The 21,341-nt window shown below is 56.2% G+C and carries 22 protein-coding genes; 11 read left to right on the forward strand and 11 right to left on the reverse strand.

What is annotated here, in order from left to right:
* Positions 1-49: 49 nt before the first annotated feature.
* From ATO67_RS06895 to ATO67_RS06905, 3 genes are all read right to left on the reverse strand, one after another.
* The gene (locus ATO67_RS06895) at positions 50-832 is read right to left on the reverse strand and encodes a Bax inhibitor-1/YccA family protein (protein ID WP_067645975.1); all 783 of its coding nucleotides are present in this window, start codon (positions 830-832) and stop codon (positions 50-52) included.
* A 236-nt stretch (positions 833-1,068) separates the two neighbouring features.
* Positions 1,069-3,627, reverse strand: a complete 2,559-nt coding sequence (locus ATO67_RS06900; RefSeq protein ID WP_067645977.1) for an ABC transporter permease — start codon at positions 3,625-3,627, stop codon at positions 1,069-1,071.
* Positions 3,624-4,334 carry an ABC transporter ATP-binding protein gene (locus ATO67_RS06905; RefSeq protein WP_067645979.1) on the reverse strand — a complete coding sequence of 237 codons (711 nt, stop codon included), beginning with the start codon at positions 4,332-4,334 and terminating at the stop codon, positions 3,624-3,626. The genes ATO67_RS06900 and ATO67_RS06905 overlap by 4 nt, the downstream gene beginning before the upstream one ends.
* Before the next feature lie 84 nt (positions 4,335-4,418).
* Here ATO67_RS06905 and ATO67_RS06910 point away from each other — a divergent pair, with 84 nt between their 5' ends.
* Both ATO67_RS06910 and thpR read left to right on the forward strand, forming a co-directional pair.
* Positions 4,419-5,066: an arylesterase gene (locus tag ATO67_RS06910; RefSeq protein ID WP_067645981.1), complete on the forward strand. Its 648-nt coding sequence runs from the start codon at positions 4,419-4,421 to the stop codon at positions 5,064-5,066.
* 68 nt (positions 5,067-5,134) lie between these two features.
* Complete coding sequence (gene thpR / locus ATO67_RS06915) at positions 5,135-5,728, forward strand: RNA 2',3'-cyclic phosphodiesterase (protein WP_067645984.1); 594 nt, start codon at positions 5,135-5,137, stop codon at positions 5,726-5,728.
* On the opposite strand, the gene ATO67_RS06920 is transcribed toward thpR, so the two are convergent.
* The gene (locus tag ATO67_RS06920) at positions 5,662-6,141 is read right to left on the reverse strand and encodes a low molecular weight protein-tyrosine-phosphatase (protein ID WP_067645986.1); all 480 of its coding nucleotides are present in this window, start codon (positions 6,139-6,141) and stop codon (positions 5,662-5,664) included. The genes thpR and ATO67_RS06920 overlap by 67 nt on opposite strands.
* An 86-nt stretch (positions 6,142-6,227) precedes the next feature.
* On the opposite strand from ATO67_RS06920, the gene ATO67_RS06925 reads away from it, so the two are divergent.
* The 7 genes from ATO67_RS06925 to ATO67_RS06955 all read left to right on the forward strand — a co-directional run bounded on the left by ATO67_RS06925 (position 6,228) and on the right by ATO67_RS06955 (position 12,110).
* Positions 6,228-6,533, forward strand: a complete 306-nt coding sequence (locus tag ATO67_RS06925) for a 4a-hydroxytetrahydrobiopterin dehydratase (protein ID WP_067646264.1) — start codon at positions 6,228-6,230, stop codon at positions 6,531-6,533.
* A 51-nt stretch (positions 6,534-6,584) separates the two neighbouring features.
* Complete coding sequence (locus ATO67_RS06930; RefSeq protein WP_067646266.1) at positions 6,585-6,962, forward strand: YkvA family protein; 378 nt, start codon at positions 6,585-6,587, stop codon at positions 6,960-6,962.
* Between the two features lie 280 nt (positions 6,963-7,242).
* Entirely contained in the window at positions 7,243-7,746 is a 504-nt protein-coding gene (locus ATO67_RS06935; RefSeq protein WP_067645988.1) for an invasion associated locus B family protein, read from the forward strand.
* 244 nt (positions 7,747-7,990) lie between these two features.
* On the forward strand, positions 7,991-9,184 hold the full coding sequence (gene rlmN, locus ATO67_RS06940; protein ID WP_425352188.1) for a dual-specificity RNA methyltransferase RlmN: 1,194 nt from the start codon (positions 7,991-7,993) through the stop codon (positions 9,182-9,184).
* A gap of 104 nt (positions 9,185-9,288) precedes the next feature.
* Positions 9,289-10,242: an ABC transporter substrate-binding protein gene (locus tag ATO67_RS06945; RefSeq protein WP_067645992.1), complete on the forward strand. Its 954-nt coding sequence runs from the start codon at positions 9,289-9,291 to the stop codon at positions 10,240-10,242.
* A 195-nt stretch (positions 10,243-10,437) separates the two neighbouring features.
* Positions 10,438-11,319, forward strand: a complete 882-nt coding sequence (locus ATO67_RS06950) for an ABC transporter permease (protein WP_067645994.1) — start codon at positions 10,438-10,440, stop codon at positions 11,317-11,319.
* A complete protein-coding gene (locus ATO67_RS06955) occupies positions 11,316-12,110 on the forward strand; it encodes an ABC transporter ATP-binding protein (protein ID WP_067645996.1) in 795 nt (264 codons plus the stop codon). The genes ATO67_RS06950 and ATO67_RS06955 overlap by 4 nt, the downstream gene beginning before the upstream one ends.
* A 63-nt stretch (positions 12,111-12,173) precedes the next feature.
* On the opposite strand, the gene ATO67_RS06960 is transcribed toward ATO67_RS06955, so the two are convergent.
* From ATO67_RS06960 to ATO67_RS06980, 5 genes are all read right to left on the reverse strand, one after another.
* On the reverse strand, positions 12,174-12,731 hold the full coding sequence (locus ATO67_RS06960) for a fasciclin domain-containing protein (RefSeq protein WP_067646269.1): 558 nt from the start codon (positions 12,729-12,731) through the stop codon (positions 12,174-12,176).
* A gap of 116 nt (positions 12,732-12,847) precedes the next feature.
* Positions 12,848-13,567: an anti-sigma factor gene (locus tag ATO67_RS06965; protein WP_067645998.1), complete on the reverse strand. Its 720-nt coding sequence runs from the start codon at positions 13,565-13,567 to the stop codon at positions 12,848-12,850.
* Complete coding sequence (locus ATO67_RS06970) at positions 13,564-14,103, reverse strand: sigma-70 family RNA polymerase sigma factor (protein ID WP_067646273.1); 540 nt, start codon at positions 14,101-14,103, stop codon at positions 13,564-13,566. The genes ATO67_RS06965 and ATO67_RS06970 overlap by 4 nt, the downstream gene beginning before the upstream one ends.
* A 98-nt stretch (positions 14,104-14,201) precedes the next feature.
* Positions 14,202-14,849, reverse strand: a complete 648-nt coding sequence (locus ATO67_RS06975; RefSeq protein WP_067646277.1) for a LysE family translocator — start codon at positions 14,847-14,849, stop codon at positions 14,202-14,204.
* 106 nt (positions 14,850-14,955) lie between these two features.
* On the reverse strand, positions 14,956-15,810 hold the full coding sequence (locus tag ATO67_RS06980; RefSeq protein WP_067646000.1) for an SDR family NAD(P)-dependent oxidoreductase: 855 nt from the start codon (positions 15,808-15,810) through the stop codon (positions 14,956-14,958).
* Between the two features lie 243 nt (positions 15,811-16,053).
* Here ATO67_RS06980 and ATO67_RS06985 point away from each other — a divergent pair, with 243 nt between their 5' ends.
* On the forward strand, positions 16,054-17,277 hold the full coding sequence (locus tag ATO67_RS06985) for an argininosuccinate synthase (RefSeq protein WP_067646280.1): 1,224 nt from the start codon (positions 16,054-16,056) through the stop codon (positions 17,275-17,277).
* Positions 17,278-17,330: 53 nt separating this feature from the next.
* On the opposite strand, the gene ATO67_RS06990 is transcribed toward ATO67_RS06985, so the two are convergent.
* Together ATO67_RS06990 and ATO67_RS06995 are read right to left on the reverse strand one after the other, a co-directional pair.
* Positions 17,331-18,509 (reverse strand): multidrug effflux MFS transporter, encoded by a 1,179-nt coding sequence (locus ATO67_RS06990; RefSeq protein WP_067646002.1) that lies wholly within the window; start codon positions 18,507-18,509, stop codon positions 17,331-17,333.
* A gap of 17 nt (positions 18,510-18,526) precedes the next feature.
* Positions 18,527-18,997, reverse strand: coding sequence for a MarR family winged helix-turn-helix transcriptional regulator (locus tag ATO67_RS06995; RefSeq protein WP_067646004.1), 471 nt, complete (start codon positions 18,995-18,997; stop codon positions 18,527-18,529).
* A gap of 147 nt (positions 18,998-19,144) precedes the next feature.
* On the opposite strand from ATO67_RS06995, the gene ATO67_RS07000 reads away from it, so the two are divergent.
* On the forward strand, positions 19,145-21,217 hold the full coding sequence (locus ATO67_RS07000) for a M3 family metallopeptidase (RefSeq protein WP_067646283.1): 2,073 nt from the start codon (positions 19,145-19,147) through the stop codon (positions 21,215-21,217).
* Positions 21,218-21,341: the final 124 nt, after the last annotated feature.

Genomic DNA, 21,341 nt, shown 5'->3' on the forward strand with positions numbered 1-21,341 from the left:
ACAAAAAAGGCGGCTCGGGAGCCGCCTTTCCATATTCTATCAATCAGACTTACTTGTCGCGATTTCCAAGAAACTGCAGCATGAACATGAATAGGTTGATGAAATCGAGGTAGAGCGTGAGCGCGCCCATGATGGCCTTACGGCCAGCTGTGGCAACGTCGTCACCGTCGAAATACATTTCCTTGATCTTCTGCGTATCATAGGCGGTCAGACCAGCGAAAATCAGTACGCCAATGGCGGAGATCGCAAAGCCCATGGCAGACGATTGCAGGAAGATGTTCACAACCGACGCGATGATGAGACCGAACAGACCCATGATCAGGAACGAGCCCATTCCGGACAGGTCCTTCTTGGTAGTGTAGCCGTAAAGCGATAGCGCGCCGAAGGAAGCAGCCGTGATGAAGAATGTCTGGACGATGCTTTGGCCGGTATAGACCAGGAAGATCGACGACAGGGAGAGACCCATCAGAGCGGCGTAACCCCAGAAGGTACCCTGTGCAGCCGGAACACTCATTTTCTGAATGCGGAAGCTGAGGAAGAATACCATGGCGAGTGGCGCGAGCATAACGACCCAGCGCAACGGCGAGCCGTATAGAGCAACACCGAGGCCGGTCAGCATCTTGCCGTTAGGAAGTGTAGCGGCAGCAGCCGAAGGATCGTTCGTGGTCGCCAGCATTATCGTTAGGAATGCGGCGACACCGGTGATCGCAAGACCTACAGCCATCAGGTTATAGACCTTCAGCATATAGGTGCGCAGACCTTCATCGATCATCGCACCAGACTGTGCACGACCCTGGGTCATACGATTCTGGTAATTGTTGAAGTCAGACATTGTACCCTCTTTTGAGCTCCGAATTGCTACGGTGTCGGCATATCGTCGTCTTTGGACCATATCCCAGGCGCCGCTGCGGAGCTACAGCAAGCCTACAGAAGAATATGATGATATCGCTTTATAGATACAAGAGCTTTCAGAGCCGAAAAAACACCGTATGCGTGAAAAGCGATAACGTTTTGGCGATCTCGAACCCCAATTAATCGTTAAGGTTAAGTAGCGCGCAACTTTTCGTATCACTCGCCCGCATGGCGCAGAACCGGTGCTGCCTTCTGCCCCAGAATTCGCCACGTCCCTATGAGGCCAATTCCGACCGTCATGACCAGGGCAACGACAATCGTGCCTACGGCGACATCAGGCAGGAAGCTGGACGGCAACTTCATGATACGCGCAATGACGAACCATGCCGACACCCCGCCAGCAAGAAGCGCGAAGACGGCGGTTGCCAGTCCGAGTATCATGTACTCATAGGAAAACGCGCGGATCAGCATGGCGCGAGTGCCACCCAGCGTTTTCAAGATAACGGCATCATGGGTGCGGGCGCGGTTGCCAGCAGCAAGCGCTCCCGCCAAAACCAGTACCGAAGCAATCAGTGCAACGGCCGCAGCTGCGCGGATGGCTATGGCAAGCTGATCAACAAGGCGGTTGACCACATCCAGCGCGTCTTTCACCCGAACGCTGGTGATGGTGGGATAGGCATTGGTGACGGTGCGCAGGATTTCGCCTTCCTTGGCGGGCGTGGCTGAAGGGTCAGCAAGCGTCGCCAGCCATGAATGCGGTGCGCCTCTGAACGTATTGGGTGAAAACACCATGACGAAATTGAGTGACATGGATTCCCATTGAACATCGCGCAGATTTGCAATTTTCGCGGTGATGTTGCGCCCCAACACGTTGACAGTAACGCTGTCCCCGAGTTTCAGACCAAGTTCACCCGCCTCTTCCGCAGCAAAGGAAACGAGCGGTTCGCCGCTGTAATCCTTATCCCACCACGTACCATGAGACAGCTTGGCGTTTTCCGGCAAGTCCTGCGCGTAGGTGATGCCGCGATCTCCACGTAAAACCCAACGGCCCGCAGGCGGCACCTCAATCTTGGTGACGTCCTGCCCGTTCAGCGCAAGAATGCGCCCGCGCAACATCGGCACTTCGGTCAATACACCCTCGGGTGCTTCGCGTTGAACGAGACTGCGAAAACCATCGCGATCCGTTCCCTGGATATCGACGAAGAAGAAGTTCGGCGCCCGCTCCGGCAGGCTTCCGGTCAACTCACGACGGAGATTTCCATCGATCAGGGTGAGCGTCACCAGCAACGTCAGACCGAGGCCAAGCGACAGGACGACCGATGGCGTCAGCGCGCCGGGGCGGTGAATATTGCCGATGGCGAGACGCAAGGCAGCGGAATGAACACGCGGACTTTTCTTGGCAATTGCCTTGATGCCCCATGCTACCAGTCGTAGCACCACGAAGGCAAAGGCAACGGCTGCCAGAAACACCGAGGCGATATAGCGCTGCTCTGCCGAAAAGATTGCCAGTGCGGCGAGAGAGGCGAGAAGAAGTGCTGTCGCGACAAGGTAAGGCCACGACGGCAACCTGTTGTCCTCGAAACCCTGCTCGCGGAAGAGTGCCGTTGCGGGCACCTCTCGCGCCTGCCCCAGCGGCAGAATCGCAAAGGCCAGCGTGGTCAGCAGACCGAAGACGGCAGCTGTGGACAAGGCACCGGGATAAATCGCCAGTTCATCGGGAACGGGGAGAACACCCTCCAGAAAGCGCATGGCGACCAGAGGTGTGATGGCCCCGAGCGCCAGCCCGATGGCAACGCCGATAACGGCGATGAAGGCGATCTGGAAAAGGTAGGTCATGGTCACGACGCTTGCAGGTGCGCCAAGGCATTTCAGCGAAGCAATTGTCGTGCGTTTCGAATCGAGAAAGGCACGGACGGCATTGGCAACACCCACGCCACCGACGATCAGAGCAGTCAGGCCAACCAGCGTCAGGAATTGCGAAAACCGATTGACGTTTTCCGTCAGCGATGGTGCTGCACGATCACTGGTGCGAATGGACCAGCCTGCGCTCGGGAACGCGGTGTTGGTGTCTTCCGTTATAGTTGCGCGTTTCGAGGTGTCGGTCAGGCGGATTTTGTAGGCATGCTCCACGAGGCTACCTGCCTGTATCAGACCGGATGCCGCCAACGCGTCGCGGCTGACAATAAGACGCGGAGCAAAACCAAATCCGTCCGACAGCGCATCGGGCTCGGTAACCACCGTTCCAGACAGTTTGAGACGGACATTGCCCAGCAACAACTCGTCACCAATCTTGATGCCCAGCCGCTCCAGCAGCAGGGGAGCGGCGACCGCACCGTAAGCATCGCCCTGCTTTGCCAGCAATTGCGGCAGCGGCGTTGCCGGCTCAGCGTCGAACGTACCATAGAGCGGATAGGCGTTATCGACCGCCTTGACTTCGGCCAGTGTCTGTTGCGAACCATCGGCCAGCCGCGCCATGGAGCGGACCCCACTCGACACGGCGACTTGGCCGAGGCTGTCCATATAGCCGCGCTCTTCGGCCGTTGCCTCGCGGTTGCGCAACTCGAAGCGCACATCGCCCGCCAGAAGGGATTGACCTTGGGTGGCAATGGAACTGGTGATGGCGCGCGACACGGAATTCACAGCCGCAATGGCACCGGTACCGAGCGCGATACAGGCAAGAAAAATGTAAAAGCCGCTGAAGCCGCCACGAATTTCACGCCTGGCAAGCCGCAGCGCATTGCGAATATTGAACAGAGACGGGATGAAACGCGTCATGCGGAAACCGCCTGCGCGACGGCAGACGTCGCGCTATCGCCCTCGATCTGACCGGACCGCACCTTGATCTGGCGGGAGCATCGGTCTGCCAATGAGATATCATGGGTGACAAGAATCATGGTCATGCCGCGCTCGGCCTGCTTGGAAAACAGGAGATCCGCAATCTGCTTGCCGGTATCCGTATCCAGATTTCCGGTGGGCTCATCGGCGATCAGTACAGCAGGTGACGGCGCAAGTGCGCGGGCAATCGCCACGCGCTGCTGCTCGCCACCCGAAAGCTGGCCCGGATAATGGTTGAGCCTTTCCCCAAGCCCAACGGCCATCAGCTCTTTTTTGGCGATCTCGAAAGGATTGGCGGCATTTGCCAGTTCCAATGGGACCGCAACATTCTCCAGCGCCGTCATATTGGCAATCAGATGAAACGACTGAAACACGATGCCGATATTCTTGCCGCGAAATTCCGCCAGTGCGTCTTCGCCGAGCTTATGAAGCTGCGTTCCCGCAATCGTGATCTCACCCGTATCCAGCCGCTCCAGCCCGGCAAGAACCATCAGCAGCGTCGACTTGCCGGAGCCAGAAGGTCCAACGATGCCAACCGCTTCGCCCTCGTTGATGCTGAGATCGATGCTTTTCAGAACGTGAACGGAAGCAGCAGAATTTCCCAGGGTGAGATCAGCCTTATTCAGCTCAATGATGCTTTTCGTCACAATTCGCGTTCCTATATCTATGGGGAATGGCAATCTTTGGAAGATTCAAAACTCTCGCACTGCCAGACAATTAGGAAGATCATCATGCGTTTTAAAGCTGTCGCCGCTCAATTCCTTGTCATCTGCTGCGCGCTTTCACCATCCCTTGTGCAAGCACAAGATAAACCGGTGCAACTGGTCGGTCTTGGAGACAGTCTGATGGCGGGTTATCAACTGCCGCCGACGGACAGCTACACCGCCCAATTGGAAGCCGCGCTGAAGGCCAAGGGCATGGATGTCACCATTACCAACGCTGGCGTTTCCGGCGACACGAGCTCAGGCGGGTTGGCACGAGCGGACTGGTCCGTACCGGATGGAACGGATGGCGTTATCCTCGAACTGGGTGCCAATGATGCGCTACGCGGCGTTTCCCCTGACGAGACGGAGAAGAACCTGGATGCGATTATATCCGGTTTCCAGAAACGCAATATTCCGGTTCTTCTGATGGGTATCATGTCTCCGCCGAACATGGGTGATGATTACGCCAAACGCTTCAACCCCATTTATCAACGCCTTGCAGAAAAGCATGGCTTACAGCTTTACCCGTTTTTTCTTGATGGTGTCGTGCTGAATGAAGCGCTGCAACTGGAGGACAGGATGCATCCAAACACAAAAGGCGTGGCCGTGATGGTCGAAAAATCGACGCCGACGGTGGAGACCTTCATCAAGGCTATCGGTGAGCAAAAAAAATAAGCGCTTGCACCAGACAGCGTTGCATGATTCGCTGTGCTTGTTCTGCCAAAAGATTCGGGGAGCTCGCCATGCCGAGACTGTTTACCGCCCTCGAAATTCCGCGCAATGCGGCAATGAGTCTCTCATTGTTGCGCGGTGGTCTACCGGGAGCCCGGTGGATCGACGTGGAGAATTATCATATCACCCTACGCTTTATCGGGGATATCGACGGGCGCACCGCCGATGAGGTCGTCAACCGGCTAGACCGGATAGACAGACCAGAATTTCCCGTCAATCTGACGGGGATAGGATCATTCGGTTCGAAAAAGCCCCACTCGATCTGGGCCGGCGTTTCCCCTTCTGCGGAAATGACGGCGCTGCAAGGGGAGATAGAGCGGATTTGCCAGAGACTGGGCCTTCCACCAGATCCGCGCAAATTCACGCCGCACGTCACCCTGGCACGGCTCAGAAACTCAAGGCTGGATGATGTCGTCCACTATCTCTCGGGACGCGGAGATTTTCGCACATCCCCCTTCACGATCGCCCGTTTCGTGCTGATGTCGTCGAAGGAATCGGTCGGTGGCGGTCCTTACATCGTTGAAGAGGAATTTCCTCTTCAGGAGGCATGGCCCGTTTCCAGCTTTTCCAGTGCGGGGATACAGCCGTCCAAAAGCATGGTGTAAACGGTCTGAAAACCGTCTTCATCACCGTAATAGGGATCGGGAATATTCTCGCTTCGGCCAATTGCATACTGGCTGAAAAGATGGATTTTGTGCCTGTACTGAAGCGGGCAAGTCGCCCGTAGCCGGTCAAGATTATCTTCATCCATGGCGAAGATGACATCGAAGTCCAAGAAATCCACCGCCCTGACCTGGCGCGCTTTCTGACTTGAAATGTCGATGCCATGTTGCCTGGCAACAGCGACAGAGCGTGGGTCTGGCGGATGGCCAGCGTGCCAACCTCCGGTGCCAGCCGAATCGATCAGAAATCGACCTGCAATGTTCTTTGTCTCGACCAGATGGGAGAAGATGCCCTCGGCCAATGGCGAGCGACAAATGTTTCCCATGCAAACAAAAAGGACAGCTATGCGTTTCATAGATCATATAAAGCAAAACTATGAGGCAGTTGTGCGATAAGACTTGGCAGAAATGCCTCATCCACAGCAAACATAAGGGGAAGCTCATGCAATATGCCAAACTCGAGAGAGACGTCATCGAAAGGGAACTCGCCGAGCTACAAGGATGGACCCTGCGGGAGGACGGGCTGGCAATCGTCAGAGCCTACAAATTCTCGAACTTCGCGGAAGCCTTCGGTTTCATGGCGCAATGCGCATTGGCGGCTGAAAAGCTCAATCATCACCCCGAATGGTCGAACGTCTATTCCCGCGTGAAGGTTTGCCTGACGACGCATGACAGCCAGGGAATTACCGAACGAGACTTTCTTCTGGCAAACGTAATGCAAAAGGCAGCAGCGGGCAGGAGCGATTGAACGGAAAGGCTGCGCGCCTATATAGGGTCCATGACCAAAGGACACACGACGATGGATGACGTGAAAATTGGTGAAATACTTCTGTCCGGCGAGCCTGACACGCAGGAACAGCGCGAGCAACAGGTTCGCGCCAAGTTCTGGCCGAAGATGAAGCGTGTGATGAGCAAAGTGCCCTTTGCCCGCGATGCTGCAGCCGCATATTATTGCGCGGTGGACCGGGAAACACCGTTTCGTGCCAAGGGTGTTCTGTTTGCAGCCCTTGGCTACTTCATCATGCCGATCGACGTTGTTCCAGACGTTTTCGCCGTCATCGGCTTTACCGATGACATTGCTGTTTTAACGGCTGCCCTTGCCATGATCCGCGCCCATATCAAAATGGAACACTATGAAGCCGCCGACGCTGCCCTCGAGCGGTTGCGCGATGAGTAACGGCTCTGTGATTGCTTGTGCGAAGCTGCGCTAAACACTGACAAATTCTTGCCTGAATCTTTGTGTCATTGCTGATTGGGTGGCCACGTCATGTGTTTGCTTTTCGGTCATTGGACGTCGCTTATCTGTTACACAGCAGTGCAAATCTCGAGTTTTAGCGTTGGCGTTGACGGTTTGGTAACCGATCTTTAGCCAATATCATCATGACGGACCCACCTCGGCATCGGCCCGGCGCCAGCGTTCGGCCAACTGGAAGACAATAAACCCGGCAGGAAATTCAATGTTTGTAAGAAGTGTAGCAACCGCAGTCGCAATTTTGTTGACCAGTGTCGGCATAGCCTCTGCACAGTCGCCCACGCGCATCCAGCAGTTCAACGCATGGGGTGCCTATTCGTACAAATCGGGTAAAAGCACTGTCTGCTATGTTCTTTCTATTCCGACAACCAAAGAACCCGCAAGCGTCGATCACGGCGATATCTTCTTCATCGTCTCCCAGCGTCCCGGCCAGAATATTTCCTACGAGCCACAGGCTATGGTTGGTTATTCTCTCCGCGAAAGCTCGAAGGTCAACGTCACCATCGACAGCAAGAACTTCGTGATGTTCACCAAGGACAAGGCCGCCTGGGTTGAAAACGCTGCCGAAGAACCCGCACTCGTTGCTGCCATGAAGGTCGGCAAATCCATGACGGTCAAGGCAACCTCGGCTCGCGGCACCGCGACGTCCTATTCCTATTCGCTGTCTGGCATTTCGGCTGCTCTGAAGCAGATCGAAAGCTGCAAGTAAGCACACCTGTATCAATTTTGAGATGGCCGGTCATTGACCGGCCATTTGCGTTTTAGCTGTTTTGATGCTAAAGGCGCGGCAACAAATACAGGCGGAAGCGCGAAACGTGCCCCGCCTTTGATTTTTCTCCACATGCAGACGATTTTCGCCTCACGTTCAGGCCTGTTTTCCGTTCTGCGATGGCCGATGGGATAAGACGATGTCCGTACTGGAAGCGACCACCGGTCTGGTGGTCAAAACGCCGATGATTTCGAATGCCGACCTCATGTCAGAAAAGCCGACGCTGATCGGTATGACACGTGAGGAAATGGCAGATGCGCTGATCGACATCGGCGTGACCCAAAAGCAGTCGAAAATGCGCGTCAGCCAGCTTTGGAACTGGCTCTATGTGCGCGGAGTCTCCGATTTCGACCACATGACAAATGTGGCCAAGGAACTGCGCGAAAAGTTGAAACTCCATTTCACCATCGCGCGCCCGGAAATCGTTGAAGAACAGGTTTCCAACGACGGCACCCGCAAGTGGCTGATGCGCTTTCCACCACGCGGTGCAGGTCGCCCGGTCGAGATCGAAACCGTTTATATTCCCGAAGAAGGTCGCGGCACATTGTGCATTTCCAGCCAGGTTGGATGCACGCTGACCTGCTCCTTCTGTCACACCGGAACGCAGCGTCTGGTACGCAACCTGACGGCGGAAGAGATTCTGGCGCAGCTTCTGGTCGCCCGTGATCGTCTCGGCGATTTCCCGGACCGTGAAGCGCCGCAGGGTACGATCATGCCCGCAGAAGGCCGCAAGGTCTCCAACATCGTCATGATGGGCATGGGCGAACCTCTCTATAATTTCGAGCACGTCAAAACTGCTTTGCTGATCGCGACCGATGGCGATGGCCTGTCGCTTTCCAAGCGCCGTGTAACGCTCTCTACCTCGGGCGTCGTGCCGGAAATCTTCCGCACCGGTGAAGAAATCGGCGTGATGCTGGCGATCTCCCTACATGCGGTGCGCGACGAGCTGCGCGACATGCTGGTGCCGATCAACAAGAAATATCCGCTGAAAGAGCTGATCGATGCCTGCCGCAACTATCCCGGCGTGTCGAATGCGCGGCGCATCACCTTCGAATATGTGATGCTGAAGGACGTCAATGACAGTCTGGAAGATGCCAAGATGCTGACGCAGCTTCTGAAAGGCGTTCCGGCCAAGATCAATCTTATTCCCTTTAATCCATGGCCGGGCACGAACTACCAGTGTTCCGACTGGGAGCAGATCGAGAAGTTCGCGGATTTCATCAATCATGCGGGTTACGCCTCACCGATCCGTACTCCACGCGGACGAGACATCCTCGCCGCCTGCGGTCAGTTGAAGTCGGAATCCGAGCGCATGCGCAAAACAGAACGCATGGCGTTCGAGGCGATGATGATCGCCAATCATGGCGCGGACGACTGATAAAGAAAAAGAATTGATGGGTGCGTTCAGCGCTGCGCGATTGATTTCGTTTTAACCCTTTCTTAAAGAGGGCCAAGAAAACAAAACAATCGGAGGAATACCCCATGCGCGCACTGATTCTGGCGCTCGCCGCCGCAACGGCCATTGCCCTGCCTGCGAAAGCTCAAGATGCGACGGTAGCCGTCACTGCCATCGTTGAACATCCAGCACTGGACGCGGCACGCGATGGCGTGAAGGCAGCGCTTGCCGAAGCTGGCTACAAGGAAGGCGAAAACCTGAAATTCGTCTACCAGTCCGCGCAGGGCAATCCCGGCACCGCATCGCAAATCGCGCGTCAGTTTGTGGGCGATGCACCTGATGTCATCGTTCCCATTTCCACACCCTCTGCGCAGGCCGTTGTCGCCGCTACCCGTGACATTCCCATCGTCTTCACCGCCGTATCCGATCCTGTCGGTGCGCAGCTGATCAAATCCATGGAAAAGCCCGGCCGTAACGTCACTGGTCTCTCAGACAAGCTGCCGGTTGCCGAGCATCTGGCGCTGATCAAGGAAATTACCCCCAACGCCAAGACCATCGGCTACATCTACAATTCGGCCGAAGCCAACTCGGTCTCGACGCTTGAGCTTCTGAAGACAGAGGCAGCAAAGGTCGGTCTGACAGTCGTGGAATCCGTGGCCACCAAGTCTGCCGAAGTGCAGGGCGCGACCCGCGCGCTGGTAGGCAAGGCTGACGTGATCTACGTTCCCACTGATAACACCATCGTCTCGGCCTTCGAAGCCGCGGCTGGTGTTGCAGCCGAGGCAAAAATCCCACTATTTGCTGCAGATACGGATTCCGTTGCCCGCGGTGCGATCGCCGCACTCGGTTTCAACTATTTCGACGTGGGCAAGCAGACCGGCGCCGTTGTGGTTCGCATCCTGAAGGGCGAAAAGCCTGGCGACATTCCTGCGACCGTTGCCGTCGGCACCGATCTCGTGTTGAACAAGAAGGCCGCTGAAAAGGCGGGTGTAACGTTCCCTGAAAGCGTAACGAAACGCGCGACCAAGATCATCGACTAAAAGGCGGCTTGCCTTCTCCGTCATCCTCGGGCTTGTCCCGAGGATCTACCCACGTTCAATGAAAGTTGGACGGCAGCAGATGCTCGGGACAAGCCCGAGCATGACGAAAGAGTGGTTGGCGGCACGAGTGGCAGTCTAAGGACTGTTTCAATTGCAGCCCACATCGCGGTGGGGCACAAACCAAGGAATTCTACCGTGAGTCAAATCGCATTCTGGGGTGCCGTCGAACTGGGGCTTGTCTTTGCCTTTGTCGCCATCGGCGTTTATCTGGCATTTCGCGTCCTCGACTTCCCAGATCTGACGGTCGATGGGTCGTTTCCGCTGGGCGCAGCAGTTGCGGCGGTGCTGATCGTTGCGGGGTTTAATCCTTGGGTGACGACGGGCGTTGCCATGGTTGCGGGTGCAGCAGCCGGTATGGTGACGGCGGTCTTGAACGTCCGGTTCAAAATCCTCAACCTTCTTGCCTCGATCCTGACGATGATCGCGCTGTTTTCCGTGAACCTGCGTGTCATGGGCAAGCCCAATGTAGCTCTGCTCAATCAGGACACAGTCATCGAACCCTTCTACGGCTTAGGCATTGCAGACTATCTGCTGCGCCCGCTTTTCGTCGGTGTCCTCGTGGTGATTGCCGTCATCCTCGTCTGGCGCTTTCTGGAAAGCGATGCGGGCCTTGCCATGCGGGCAACCGGTGCCAACGCCAGAATGGCGCGAGCACAAGGCGTGAAGACGGGTAACCAGATCTATCTCGGCATGGCGCTGTCCAATGCGCTGGTAGCGCTAGGTGGTGCCCTGTTTGCACAGACCAACGGCTTTGCCGATGTGACCGCCGGTGTCGGCACCATCGTCGTTGGTCTTGCCGCCGTCATCATCGGTGAAACGTTGTTCGGCGCGCGCGGCATCTTGGTTGCGCTGATCGGCTGTGTCCTAGGCTCCATCGCCTATCGCCTGGCAATCCAGCTAGCGCTCTCCAGTGACGCACTTGGTCTTAAAGCCTCCGACCTCAATTTCGTGACCGCCGTGCTAGTCGCCGTCGCGCTCATTCTTCCACGCCTGCGCCGCGGGGGAGCAACATCATGATTTCATTGTCCGACATTCAGGTCGTCTTCGGGCGCGGTACGCCGCTGGAGAAGAAGGCACTCGCCAAGGTCGACCTCACCATCGAGGACGGCTCCTTCGTCACCGTCATCGGCTCCAACGGTGCCGGAAAATCCACGTTACTCGGTGTTCTCGCTGGCGACGTTCTGCCAACTGCGGGGAAAGTGACCATCGGCGATGTGGATGTGACCCGCAAACCGACGGCAAACCGGGCAGGCCAGGTGGCCCGCGTATTTCAGGACCCATTGACGGGAAGCTGCGGCACCCTGACCATTGAGGAAAACCTCGCGCTTGCCGCCGCGCGCGGCAAAATACGCGGACTTCTGCCCGCGCTTGGCGGCGGACGGCGGGCGTTTTTTCAGGAGCGGATCGCGTCCTTGAACCTTGGTTTGGAAAACCGGCTGAAGGACCGCATGGACCTTCTCTCCGGTGGTCAACGTCAGGCGGTTTCTCTGGTCATGGCAACGCTTGCTGGTTCGGATGTACTGCTGCTGGATGAACACACGGCTGCACTCGATCCAGGCATGGCGGAGTTCGTCATGGGCTTGACGCAAAAGGTGGTGGAAGAGCGCAAGCTGACGACTCTGATGGTGACGCACTCCATGCGCCAGGCGCTGGATTATGGCGACCGCACCATCATGCTGCATGCGGGCGAAGTCGTTCTCGACGTCTCCGGCGAAAGCCGCAAGGGACTGCAGGTGGAAGACCTGATCGAGATGTTCCGCAAGATACGCGGCCAGACATTGGATGACGATGAGTTGCTGATCGGCTAGAATATCCAAGGAAAAACGCCGTGCGCCTGGGGTAGCACACGGCGTTTCGTTGCACCGAAAAGATTACATTTTCGGCAGCAAGACCTTATCGATGACATGAATGACGCCGTTCGACTGCTTGACGTCTGCAATCGTCACATCGGCCACGTTGCCGTTCTCGTCGGTCAGCGTGATCTTGTTCATGCTCTGCTTGGCTTTCAGAACGCAACCACCAACGGTTTTCACATCATGGGTGCCACCATCGTCCTTGATCATCTTCTCGATGGCTGTGGACATGGCGTCAGCTGCAACAACATGGCAGGTCAGGATTTTCGTCAGCTTCGCCTTGTTTTCAGGCTTCAGAAGCGTCTCGACGGTTCCCTTTGGCAAAGCGGCGAAAGCTTCATTGGTTGGCGCGAAGACCGTGAACGGACCCTTGCCCTGCAACGTTTCCACCAGACCGGCGGCCTTGACGGCGGCAACAAGCGTGGTGTGATCTTTCGAATTCATCGCATTTTCAACGATGTTCTTGTTGTCGTACATCTCAGCACCACCAACCATCGGATTCTTGGCTTGGGCTGCGAATGCAACGGTGGAAACGGCTGCGGCAAGCGCAATTATGCGCAGGCTGGACGTCATCATGGCGTTTTCTCCTCTGGTTCCGATAATCGCCATCAGCGTTTTGCAGGTGACGTATCCGGTACATGAGAAGATACGGGCCATGTTCAGGCAAAGTTTCAGCTGTACTGAATTATTTTTTAAAGCTGCCGTGTCGTTCCGCTGGCAAGCACGGGACCGGTGGGTTTTCCAGTTGGAGAGCCGCCATATGGCTCAAGGCTGACGGCAAGCGTCATGCCGTCTTGAAGCTGGCTACGCATGTCGGCGGGAATCATCATTTCAGCGTTTTCATGCGGATCAACGAGACCCAGCGAGTAAGGTGTGCCATCCTCCTTGACCAGCCAAAGCTGCAGGGACTTCTGCGCTTTTTCACCAGCCGCCATCGGCGTCAACACCATGCGACCGGTGCCGGCGTCGTAGGATACCATCAATGCCATGGGATCGTCGGGTGAAGACAGCTCCGCCATGTAGGACATCTTTTGAGTCTGCGAAGACCAGGGCAGCACCACGAACGAGCCTGCTGCAAGGACTGCACACGCCGTGGTCAGCGCGCTGACGCCGCGCCAGAAAGCAAGAGAGCCCCACAATGATGGCAGGAAGCCCGCCTTTGTCTGTTTATCTGACTGGAACAGGCGTGATTCAATCGCCACATAGGTCGAAATATCAGGCGCAACCGGCTTGTAGCTCTCGTTGAGGCCGGCAAAATGGTCCTCCCATTGCCGGACACGCCGTGCGAAAAAATCTTCGGAGCGAATACGGTGTTCAACCTGCCGCCGGTCGTCCGCAGACAACACGCCAAGCACATATTCGGCGGCGATTACGTCGTCCTTTGGAATATCGCTATCGTCAGGTTTGGTCATCGCTCCATGCACTCTTTCAGCTTGATGAGACTACGCCTCAACCATGTTCGCATCGTATTCAACGGCACCAGGTAATGCTCCGCCAGGTCCTGATAGCTCATGCCATCCAGATAGGCTTGCCGGACGGCGTTGGCCCTGTTTTCCTGCAGCTCTGCAAGACATAGGTCTATGCTTCGGCCGGAATCCTTATGCAGCAGTGCCTGTTCCGGGTCCGGCGCAGTCTCTGCCAGATCGGGAACATCGTCCAGTTCACTGGCGATCGGTTTACGTGAACGGATAATATCTATCGACTGGTTGCGGGCGATGGCTGCCAGCCACACCTCGGCAGTGCCGGACCTAGCAGAAAACAGCTGCGCGCGCTGCCATATTTTTACATAGACCTCCTGTAACGCTTCGTCTGCGTCAGTACGGTCTTTGAGTATACGAAGACATATCGAGAAAAGTTTCGGGCTCGTTAACTTATACAACGAAGCGAATGCTTTGCGGTCTGACAAGGCCACAAGGCCGATCAGCGTGGTCAGGTCGTCTTGCCGCATCGTTTCATCCCGCCACAAGGCCAGTTCCCGATTGGCACGCAAGCTGGCAGGGTGCTCCCTAAAATGCAAGCGCCACTTTCAGCAGCTTCAACGAAACATCACTGAGCCTGCGCGAAAAAAATCTTTGCGGCAAAGACGGAGAAAACGCCTGCAATCGTATAATCCAGACCACGCAGGACCTTGGCGTTGCTTTGAAGCCAGCCGGAAAGACGATCTGCTGCCACGACGATACCGATGCCAATCGGCAGGGCGACCACGATCGACCATAGGCCAAGGAAAATCAGCTTTCCGGTTACGTGCGGATCAGATGCGCTGACGAATTGCGGCAGAAACGTCATGAAGAAGATGATGACCTTCGGATTGAGCAGATTGACCCATAGGCCATTCAGCAGTGCGGACTTCTTGGAAGCCTTTGCCTTCTGCTCTCTGGGACGCTCCATCACGAAATTCGAGCCCTTACGGATGGCCTGTATGGCCAGCCAGACCAGATAGGCAGCACCACCCGTTTTCAAAACGAGAAAGGCAGTGGGCGAGGCCACGATGAGAGCCGCTACCCCAAAGGCGACAAGCATCGTATGCACTGTAATACCCAGATTGGTACCCACCAGCGTCATGAAGCCGGCGGTACGGCCTTCGCGCAGGGAACGGCTGATCCAGAGCGTCATATCCGGGCCAGGCGTGACCGACAGAAGCAGAATGGCAATGGTAAAAGCAATCAGGGTTGGCAGGCTGGGTAGAAAATCCACGGCGGCACCACACTCGCAAAGGGTTGATGCCTGTTCATAACGCCGTTTCGCGAGCCTGCCAACTGCCCGATAAAAGAATGCCGCGCGCAACGACGCGGCAGGTAGATCAGCTGTTCAGGAACGACTTGAAATCATCGCTGTAGGCTTCGTGCCAGCGCGACAGAGGCGGTCGATTTTCCACGATATCGCTCGCAGCCCAAAGGATGCGTTTCTCATCTGTCTTCCGGTTGACCTCACCGTCAGGACAAAGAATGTAGAAATCACCGTTGCCGATACTATCAATCATGAAGTCGACCGTCTGTTCCGGCGTCCACGCCCCGGATGGTTTCTCCGTCCGGCCGTTGGCAGTGAGGCCGGTAAAGACAAAACCGGGAATGAGAAGATGGGCGGAAACATTACCGTTTGGTGTATTTCTCAACTCATACTGCAATGCCTCGGTAAAGGCCTTCACACCCGCCTTGGACACGTTATAGGCCGGATCGCCCGGTGGCGTGGTAATGCCCTGCTTGGAGCCGGTGTTGATGATGAGACCATGCTCACCATGGGCCAGCATGCCTGACCCAAACACACGGCTACCATTGACCACGCCCATAAGATTGACGCCGAAAACCTTATCCCAATTGGCCTGCGGCCCGAACATGGCGCTGCCGGGCTGGACGCCGGCATTGTTCATCAGCACATGGACGCGCCCGAAACGCTGAATCACAGCACGCTCCAGCGCTTCCAGTTCGTCGAGTTTCGAAACGTCTGTTGGAATGGAGACAATCTGCTCGTTGCCATTCTTGGCAAGCGCAGCGATCTCACTTTGTGCAGCACCCAGTTTTTCTCCGTCGAGGTCAACAAGCACGACGCTCATGCCGAAACTGGCGAATTTGCGGGCAGCGGCGAGGCCGATACCGGATGCAGCGCCGGTAACGACGGCAACATTGTCTTGAGCAAATGCGTTGTGAAGGATCGTCATTGGTTTCTCCTTTTCGCCACCGCTTCAAATACCCGGTAGCGACGTCCCATGGAACCATGCGCTCTACTGACGCAGTGATTAGTCTAGTCGTATCAGGCCGCAAAGTCACATGAAGATGAAAGCGTTGCATCGGAGCGCGGTTTTGCATTTTTGTTGCAAGCGCCGATAAACTCGCTAAAAGTGCCGAAATCCCAAGGAAATGGCGATATCCAAATGTCGCCGACACGCAAATGGATTTCACTGATGGCACTTCCTAAAGACGTAAAGAAAGTCGTTCTCGCCTATTCCGGCGGACTTGATACCTCCATTATTCTCAAATGGCTTCAGACCGAACTCAACGCAGAGGTCGTCACCTTCACCGCCGATCTTGGTCAGGGTGAAGAGCTGGCACCGGCGCGTCAAAAAGCCGAGATGATGGGCATCAAGGAAATCTTCGTGGAAGATGTGCGCGAAGAATTCGTGCGCGATTTCGTCTTCCCGATGTTCCGTGCCAATGCTGTCTATGAAGGCGTCTATCTGCTGGGCACATCCATTGCCCGCCCGCTGATTTCCAAGCACCTGATCGACATCGCCAAGAAGACCGGCGCCGATGCCATTGCCCACGGCGCGACCGGCAAGGGCAACGACCAGGTTCGTTTCGAGCTTTCCGCCTATGCGCTCAACCCAGACATCAAGATCATCGCGCCATGGCGTGACTGGACGTTCAAGAGCCGTACCGACCTTCTGAACTTTGCCGAACAGCATCAGATCCCTGTTGCAAAGGACAAGAAGGGCGAGGCTCCGTTTTCCGTCGACGCCAACCTTCTGCATTCGTCATCCGAAGGCAAGGTTCTGGAAGATCCGGCAGTCGAAGCTCCGGAATATGTGCACATGCGCACGATTTCGCCGGAAGCCGCACCTGACAAGGCAACCGTCATCAAGGTTGGTTTCCGCAAGGGTGATGCCGTGTCCATTAACGGCGTCGAAATGTCGCCTGCGACACTTCTGGCAGCCCTCAACGATTACGGTCGCGACAACGGCATCGGCCGTCTCGATCTGGTCGAAAACCGCTATGTCGGCATGAAATCGCGCGGCGTTTATGAAACACCCGGCGGTACGATCCTGCTCACCGCTCACCGCGCCATCGAATCCATTACGCTGGATCGCGGTGCCGCCCACCTCAAGGATGAGATCATGCCGCGTTATGCGGAACTCATCTATTACGGCTTCTGGTTCTCGCCAGAGCGCGAAATGTTGCAGGCTCTGATCGACAAAAGCCAGGAGCATGTCGAAGGAGAGGTGACGCTGAAGCTCTACAAGGGCAACGTCATGGTCACCGGTCGCGAGAGCGACAAATCGCTATACTCCGACAAGCTGGTCACCTTCGAAGACGACCAGGGCGCTTACGACCAGAAGGATGCCGCGGGCTTCATCAAGCTTAACGCGCTGCGTCTTCGTACATTGGCAAAGCGCAATCTCGGCAAGTAAGCCTTTAATCTACCAACGTAAAAGCCCCGGTCAGCTTCCTGCCCGGGGCTTTTTCATGTCTGCCTGCGCGATATGATCACGAAACCTATATAGCTTGCAGCCGCACCCAGTTCCATCATCGGAATGATAGTACCGAAGCCCGCCAAGGGTGATCCAAGCAGCGATGCCGCGACACCGGCAGCAAAGCCTGCGCTCATCTGGATAAAACCCATCATCGCAGACGCAGAGCCCGCAATATGCGGGAACGGCGTCATGCCGGCGGTGATGATATAGGGTGTCAGCAGTGCAAGCCCGAATGTCGCGACCGCTACGGGCGCCATTATCGACAGGAAAGAGGGTGTGATGAAGTGGACTGACAGAAAAATCATCACGCCGCCGAGCGCCGACATGCTGACCCCGATGACCGAGCAGCGAAGGTTTCCGATTCTAAGCGCAATCAGGCGCAGCATGATCGAGCCGAAGAAGTAGGAGCCGGATTGCATCAGCATTCCAATGCCGAACTCCGTGGGCGATAATCCGACGTCGTTGATCAGCACGAAAGGCAACATGGTGGATTGCGCATAGAGAGCGCCGACCGACCCGCCAAGTACCAGCGCCGACAGCAAAAAGCGCTGCGAGGCCAGAAGTTCGCCATAGGCGCTGAGCAGGCGCGACGGGCGAAGGCGAGTTGGGTCCGGTATTGTCGTTTCGCGAAGACAAAAACTGATTGCCATAATCGACATCAACCCGAAAGCGAGCATCAGCGCGAAAACCGATTGCCAACCGAAGGCCAGCAGAGACAGGCCGCCAATCGTCGGTCCTGCGGCTGGGCCAACCGCCAACATGATGCCGATGAGATTGAGAATGCCGGTTGCTTGCGGTCCACTATATTGATCTCGCACCACGGCGCGGGCGACGGTCACGCCAACCGACGCACCGATGCCCTGGATGAGGCGTGAGGCAAGCAGGATGTCGACATTCGGCGCGAAAGCTGCCAGCACCCCGCCAAGAAGATAAATCAGGAGAAAGAGGATCGTTGCCTTGCGACGACCAAACGCATCCGACATCGCACCGGACACAAGCTGCGCAACAGCGAAGCCACCGAAATACAGTGTCAGGCTCATCTTGATGGCCGATTCCGTCGTCGCAAACGCCCTGACGAGTTCCGGCATCGCAGGCGTATAGATTGCCATCGACACTGGCCCAAGTGCTGTCAGCATGGCGCCGAGAACTGCAGTGCGGCGAACCGTCATGGCGGGAGATATTGTGCTCACCTCTGGTTCTGCCGACTTTTTTCGCTGACTGCCGTTTGCAGATTTTTCTGCACGATCATCAGAAGCGCGTGAAATTTCTCAAAATTACCGCCGTCGAAACCACTGACCGCCTGATCTATCAGAAGGCCAACCTCCTCACGAACAGCAAGCAGCAGAGCGGAAGAGGTTTGCGTCAGGTAGATGCATTTGGAGCGGCGGTCGTCCGGGTTGGGGCGTCTCTCCACCAGTTCGAGCGATTCCAGCCTGTCGAGATAGGTGCAGACCGTCATCGGCTCGAGCCCGATGCGCGTGGCGATATCGGCCTGTTTGCTGCCATCAATGGCAGCAACGGTCAAAAGCGCCCTCGCCTCACCCGGCGTCAGGCCAAGTCCTGCGTCGCTGATACGACGCTCGAAAGCGCTGTTCAGAAACCGAACGCTGCTGTTGAGCAGGAATGCCAGCGATTCTTTTTCAGTCGAAGTGGCCATGCATCACCTGTTTCATAAGCGTTCCTTACTAAAAACTATGCAGCCATATGGCAAGGGACTGCGCACGTTGTTGATCCTCTGATATTGAAACGCAGCCACAGCCATGCCCATATGACGCATGAAGCGCATCTGCATGAGGACGAACCGATGACATCGACCACAGCCCAATATTCCGCCATCACGGACTGGAACGGAACAAACGGCCTGCCTCGGTTCGATGCTGTCAGAGATGAGGATTTTGCCGGTGCCTTCGAAACCGCGGTGGCAGCCCACGATGCGGAAATCGACGCGATTGCCGATAATGCAGAGGCACCCAGTTTTGCCAATACCATTGTCGCTCTCGAAGTTGCCGGAGATGCACTGTCACGTGTGTCTGCGCTGTTCTGGAACAAGACCGGCGCTCACACCAACCCTGACATTCAGGCGCTGGAGCGCAATATCGCCCCGAAAATGTCACGCCATTATTCGAAAATCGGCATGAACGAAGCGCTGTTCAAGCGCATCGACACGTTGTGGGAGAAACGCGACGAATTGGCCCTCACCGGTGAAGAGCTGCGGGTTCTCGAACGCCACTGGAAGGGCTTCGTACGCGCTGGTGCCAAGCTTGCCAAAGACCATCAGGAACGGCTGGCCGCCATCAACGAGGAACTGGCCGGGCTCGGCGCAAAATTCGGGCAAAACGTTCTCGCCGACGAGAAAAGCTGGAAACTGCTGCTCACCGAGGAAGACGAGCTCACAGGCATCCCCGATTTCCTGAGAGATTCCATGGCGGGTGCTGCGCGCGAGCATGGCGACGACGGCAAATTCGCCGTCACCCTGTCGCGCTCGATCATCGAACCGTTCCTGACATTTTCCGAGCGCCGAGACCTGCGTGAGCAGGCCTTCAAGGCTTGGGTCGCCCGCGGTGAGAACGGTGGAGAGACCGACAATCGCGAAACGGTGAAGCGCACGCTAGAACTGCGTGACGAAAAAGCAAAGCTTCTGGGCTACACCAATTTCGCCGCCTACAAGCTGGATAACACCATGGCGAAAACGCCTGATGCCGTGAACACGCTTTTGATGCAGGTGTGGGAAAAAGCGGTCGAGCGCGCCGGTGAGGAAGAAGCCGAGCTGGCAACTGTCATCAGCGATGAAGGCAAGAACCACGACGTCATGCCATGGGACTGGCGTCATTACGCCGAAAAACTGCGTGCGAAAAAATTCAGTTTTTCCGAGGCCGAGCTTAAGCCGTATTTACAGCTGGAAAAGATCATCGAAGCCTGCTTCGACGTTGCGCAACGACTGTTCGGCATCCGCGCCGTCGAGATGAAAAATGTAACCGCCTATCACCCGGATGTGCGGACGTTCGAAATCCGCAACGAAAAAGGCGATATCGTTGCGATGTTCCTTGGCGACTTCTTCGCCCGCCCATCGAAACGTTCCGGCGCCTGGATGAGCGCATTCCAGTCGCAGCACAAGCTGCCCCTGAAGAACGGTACGGTTGGTGAATTGCCGATCATCTACAATGTCTGTAATTTTGCGAAACCATCACAGGGCAAACCAGCGCTGCTTTCGCTGGATGATGCCCGCACGCTGTTCCACGAATTCGGCCATGCGTTGCACGGCATGCTATCCAACGTGACCTACCCGTCGGTCTCAGGAACGAGCGTTTCGCGTGATTTCGTTGAACTGCCATCGCAGCTTTACGAACACTGGCTGACAGTGCCCGAAATCCTTGAGAAATATGCCCTTCACTACGAGACGGGCGCTCCGATGCCGAAGGCGCTGCTGGACAAGGTTCTGGCCGCACAAACCTTCAATGCCGGTTTCAACACAGTCGAGTTCACCTCCTCGGCGCTGGTCGATATGGCGTTCCATACACGTGGTGCTGTCGATGATCCGATGGCCGTGCAGACCGAGGTTCTAGAATCGCTCAACATGCCGAAGTCCATCGTCATGCGCCACGCCACGCCACATTTCCAGCACGTCTTTTCCGGCGACGGCTACTCGGCAGGCTATTATTCCTACATGTGGTCGGAAGTTCTCGATGCAGACGCTTTCGCAGCTTTCGAGGAAACCGGCGATGCCTTTAACACCGACATGGCACGTAAGTTGAAAGACAACATCTATTCTGTGGGCGGCTCGGTTGATGCAGAAGAAACCTACAAGACTTTCCGTGGCAAGATGCCAAGCCCGGAAGCGATGCTGAAAAAGCGAGGACTGGTTTCAGGCCAAGCTTGACAAACAGCGCCTGAAAACTGTCATAAAACTCTGATAGGGCGTTTCTGCAAGGGGCTTATGTGGTAGCCCCCCTTTCGCTTTTGCAAAAAAAAGGTTATAGGCCCGCCAGACTAAATTGGCGCAT

It is taken from the genome of Agrobacterium bohemicum, from assembly GCF_001562555.1.
Lineage (GTDB): Bacteria > Pseudomonadota > Alphaproteobacteria > Rhizobiales > Rhizobiaceae > Agrobacterium > Agrobacterium bohemicum.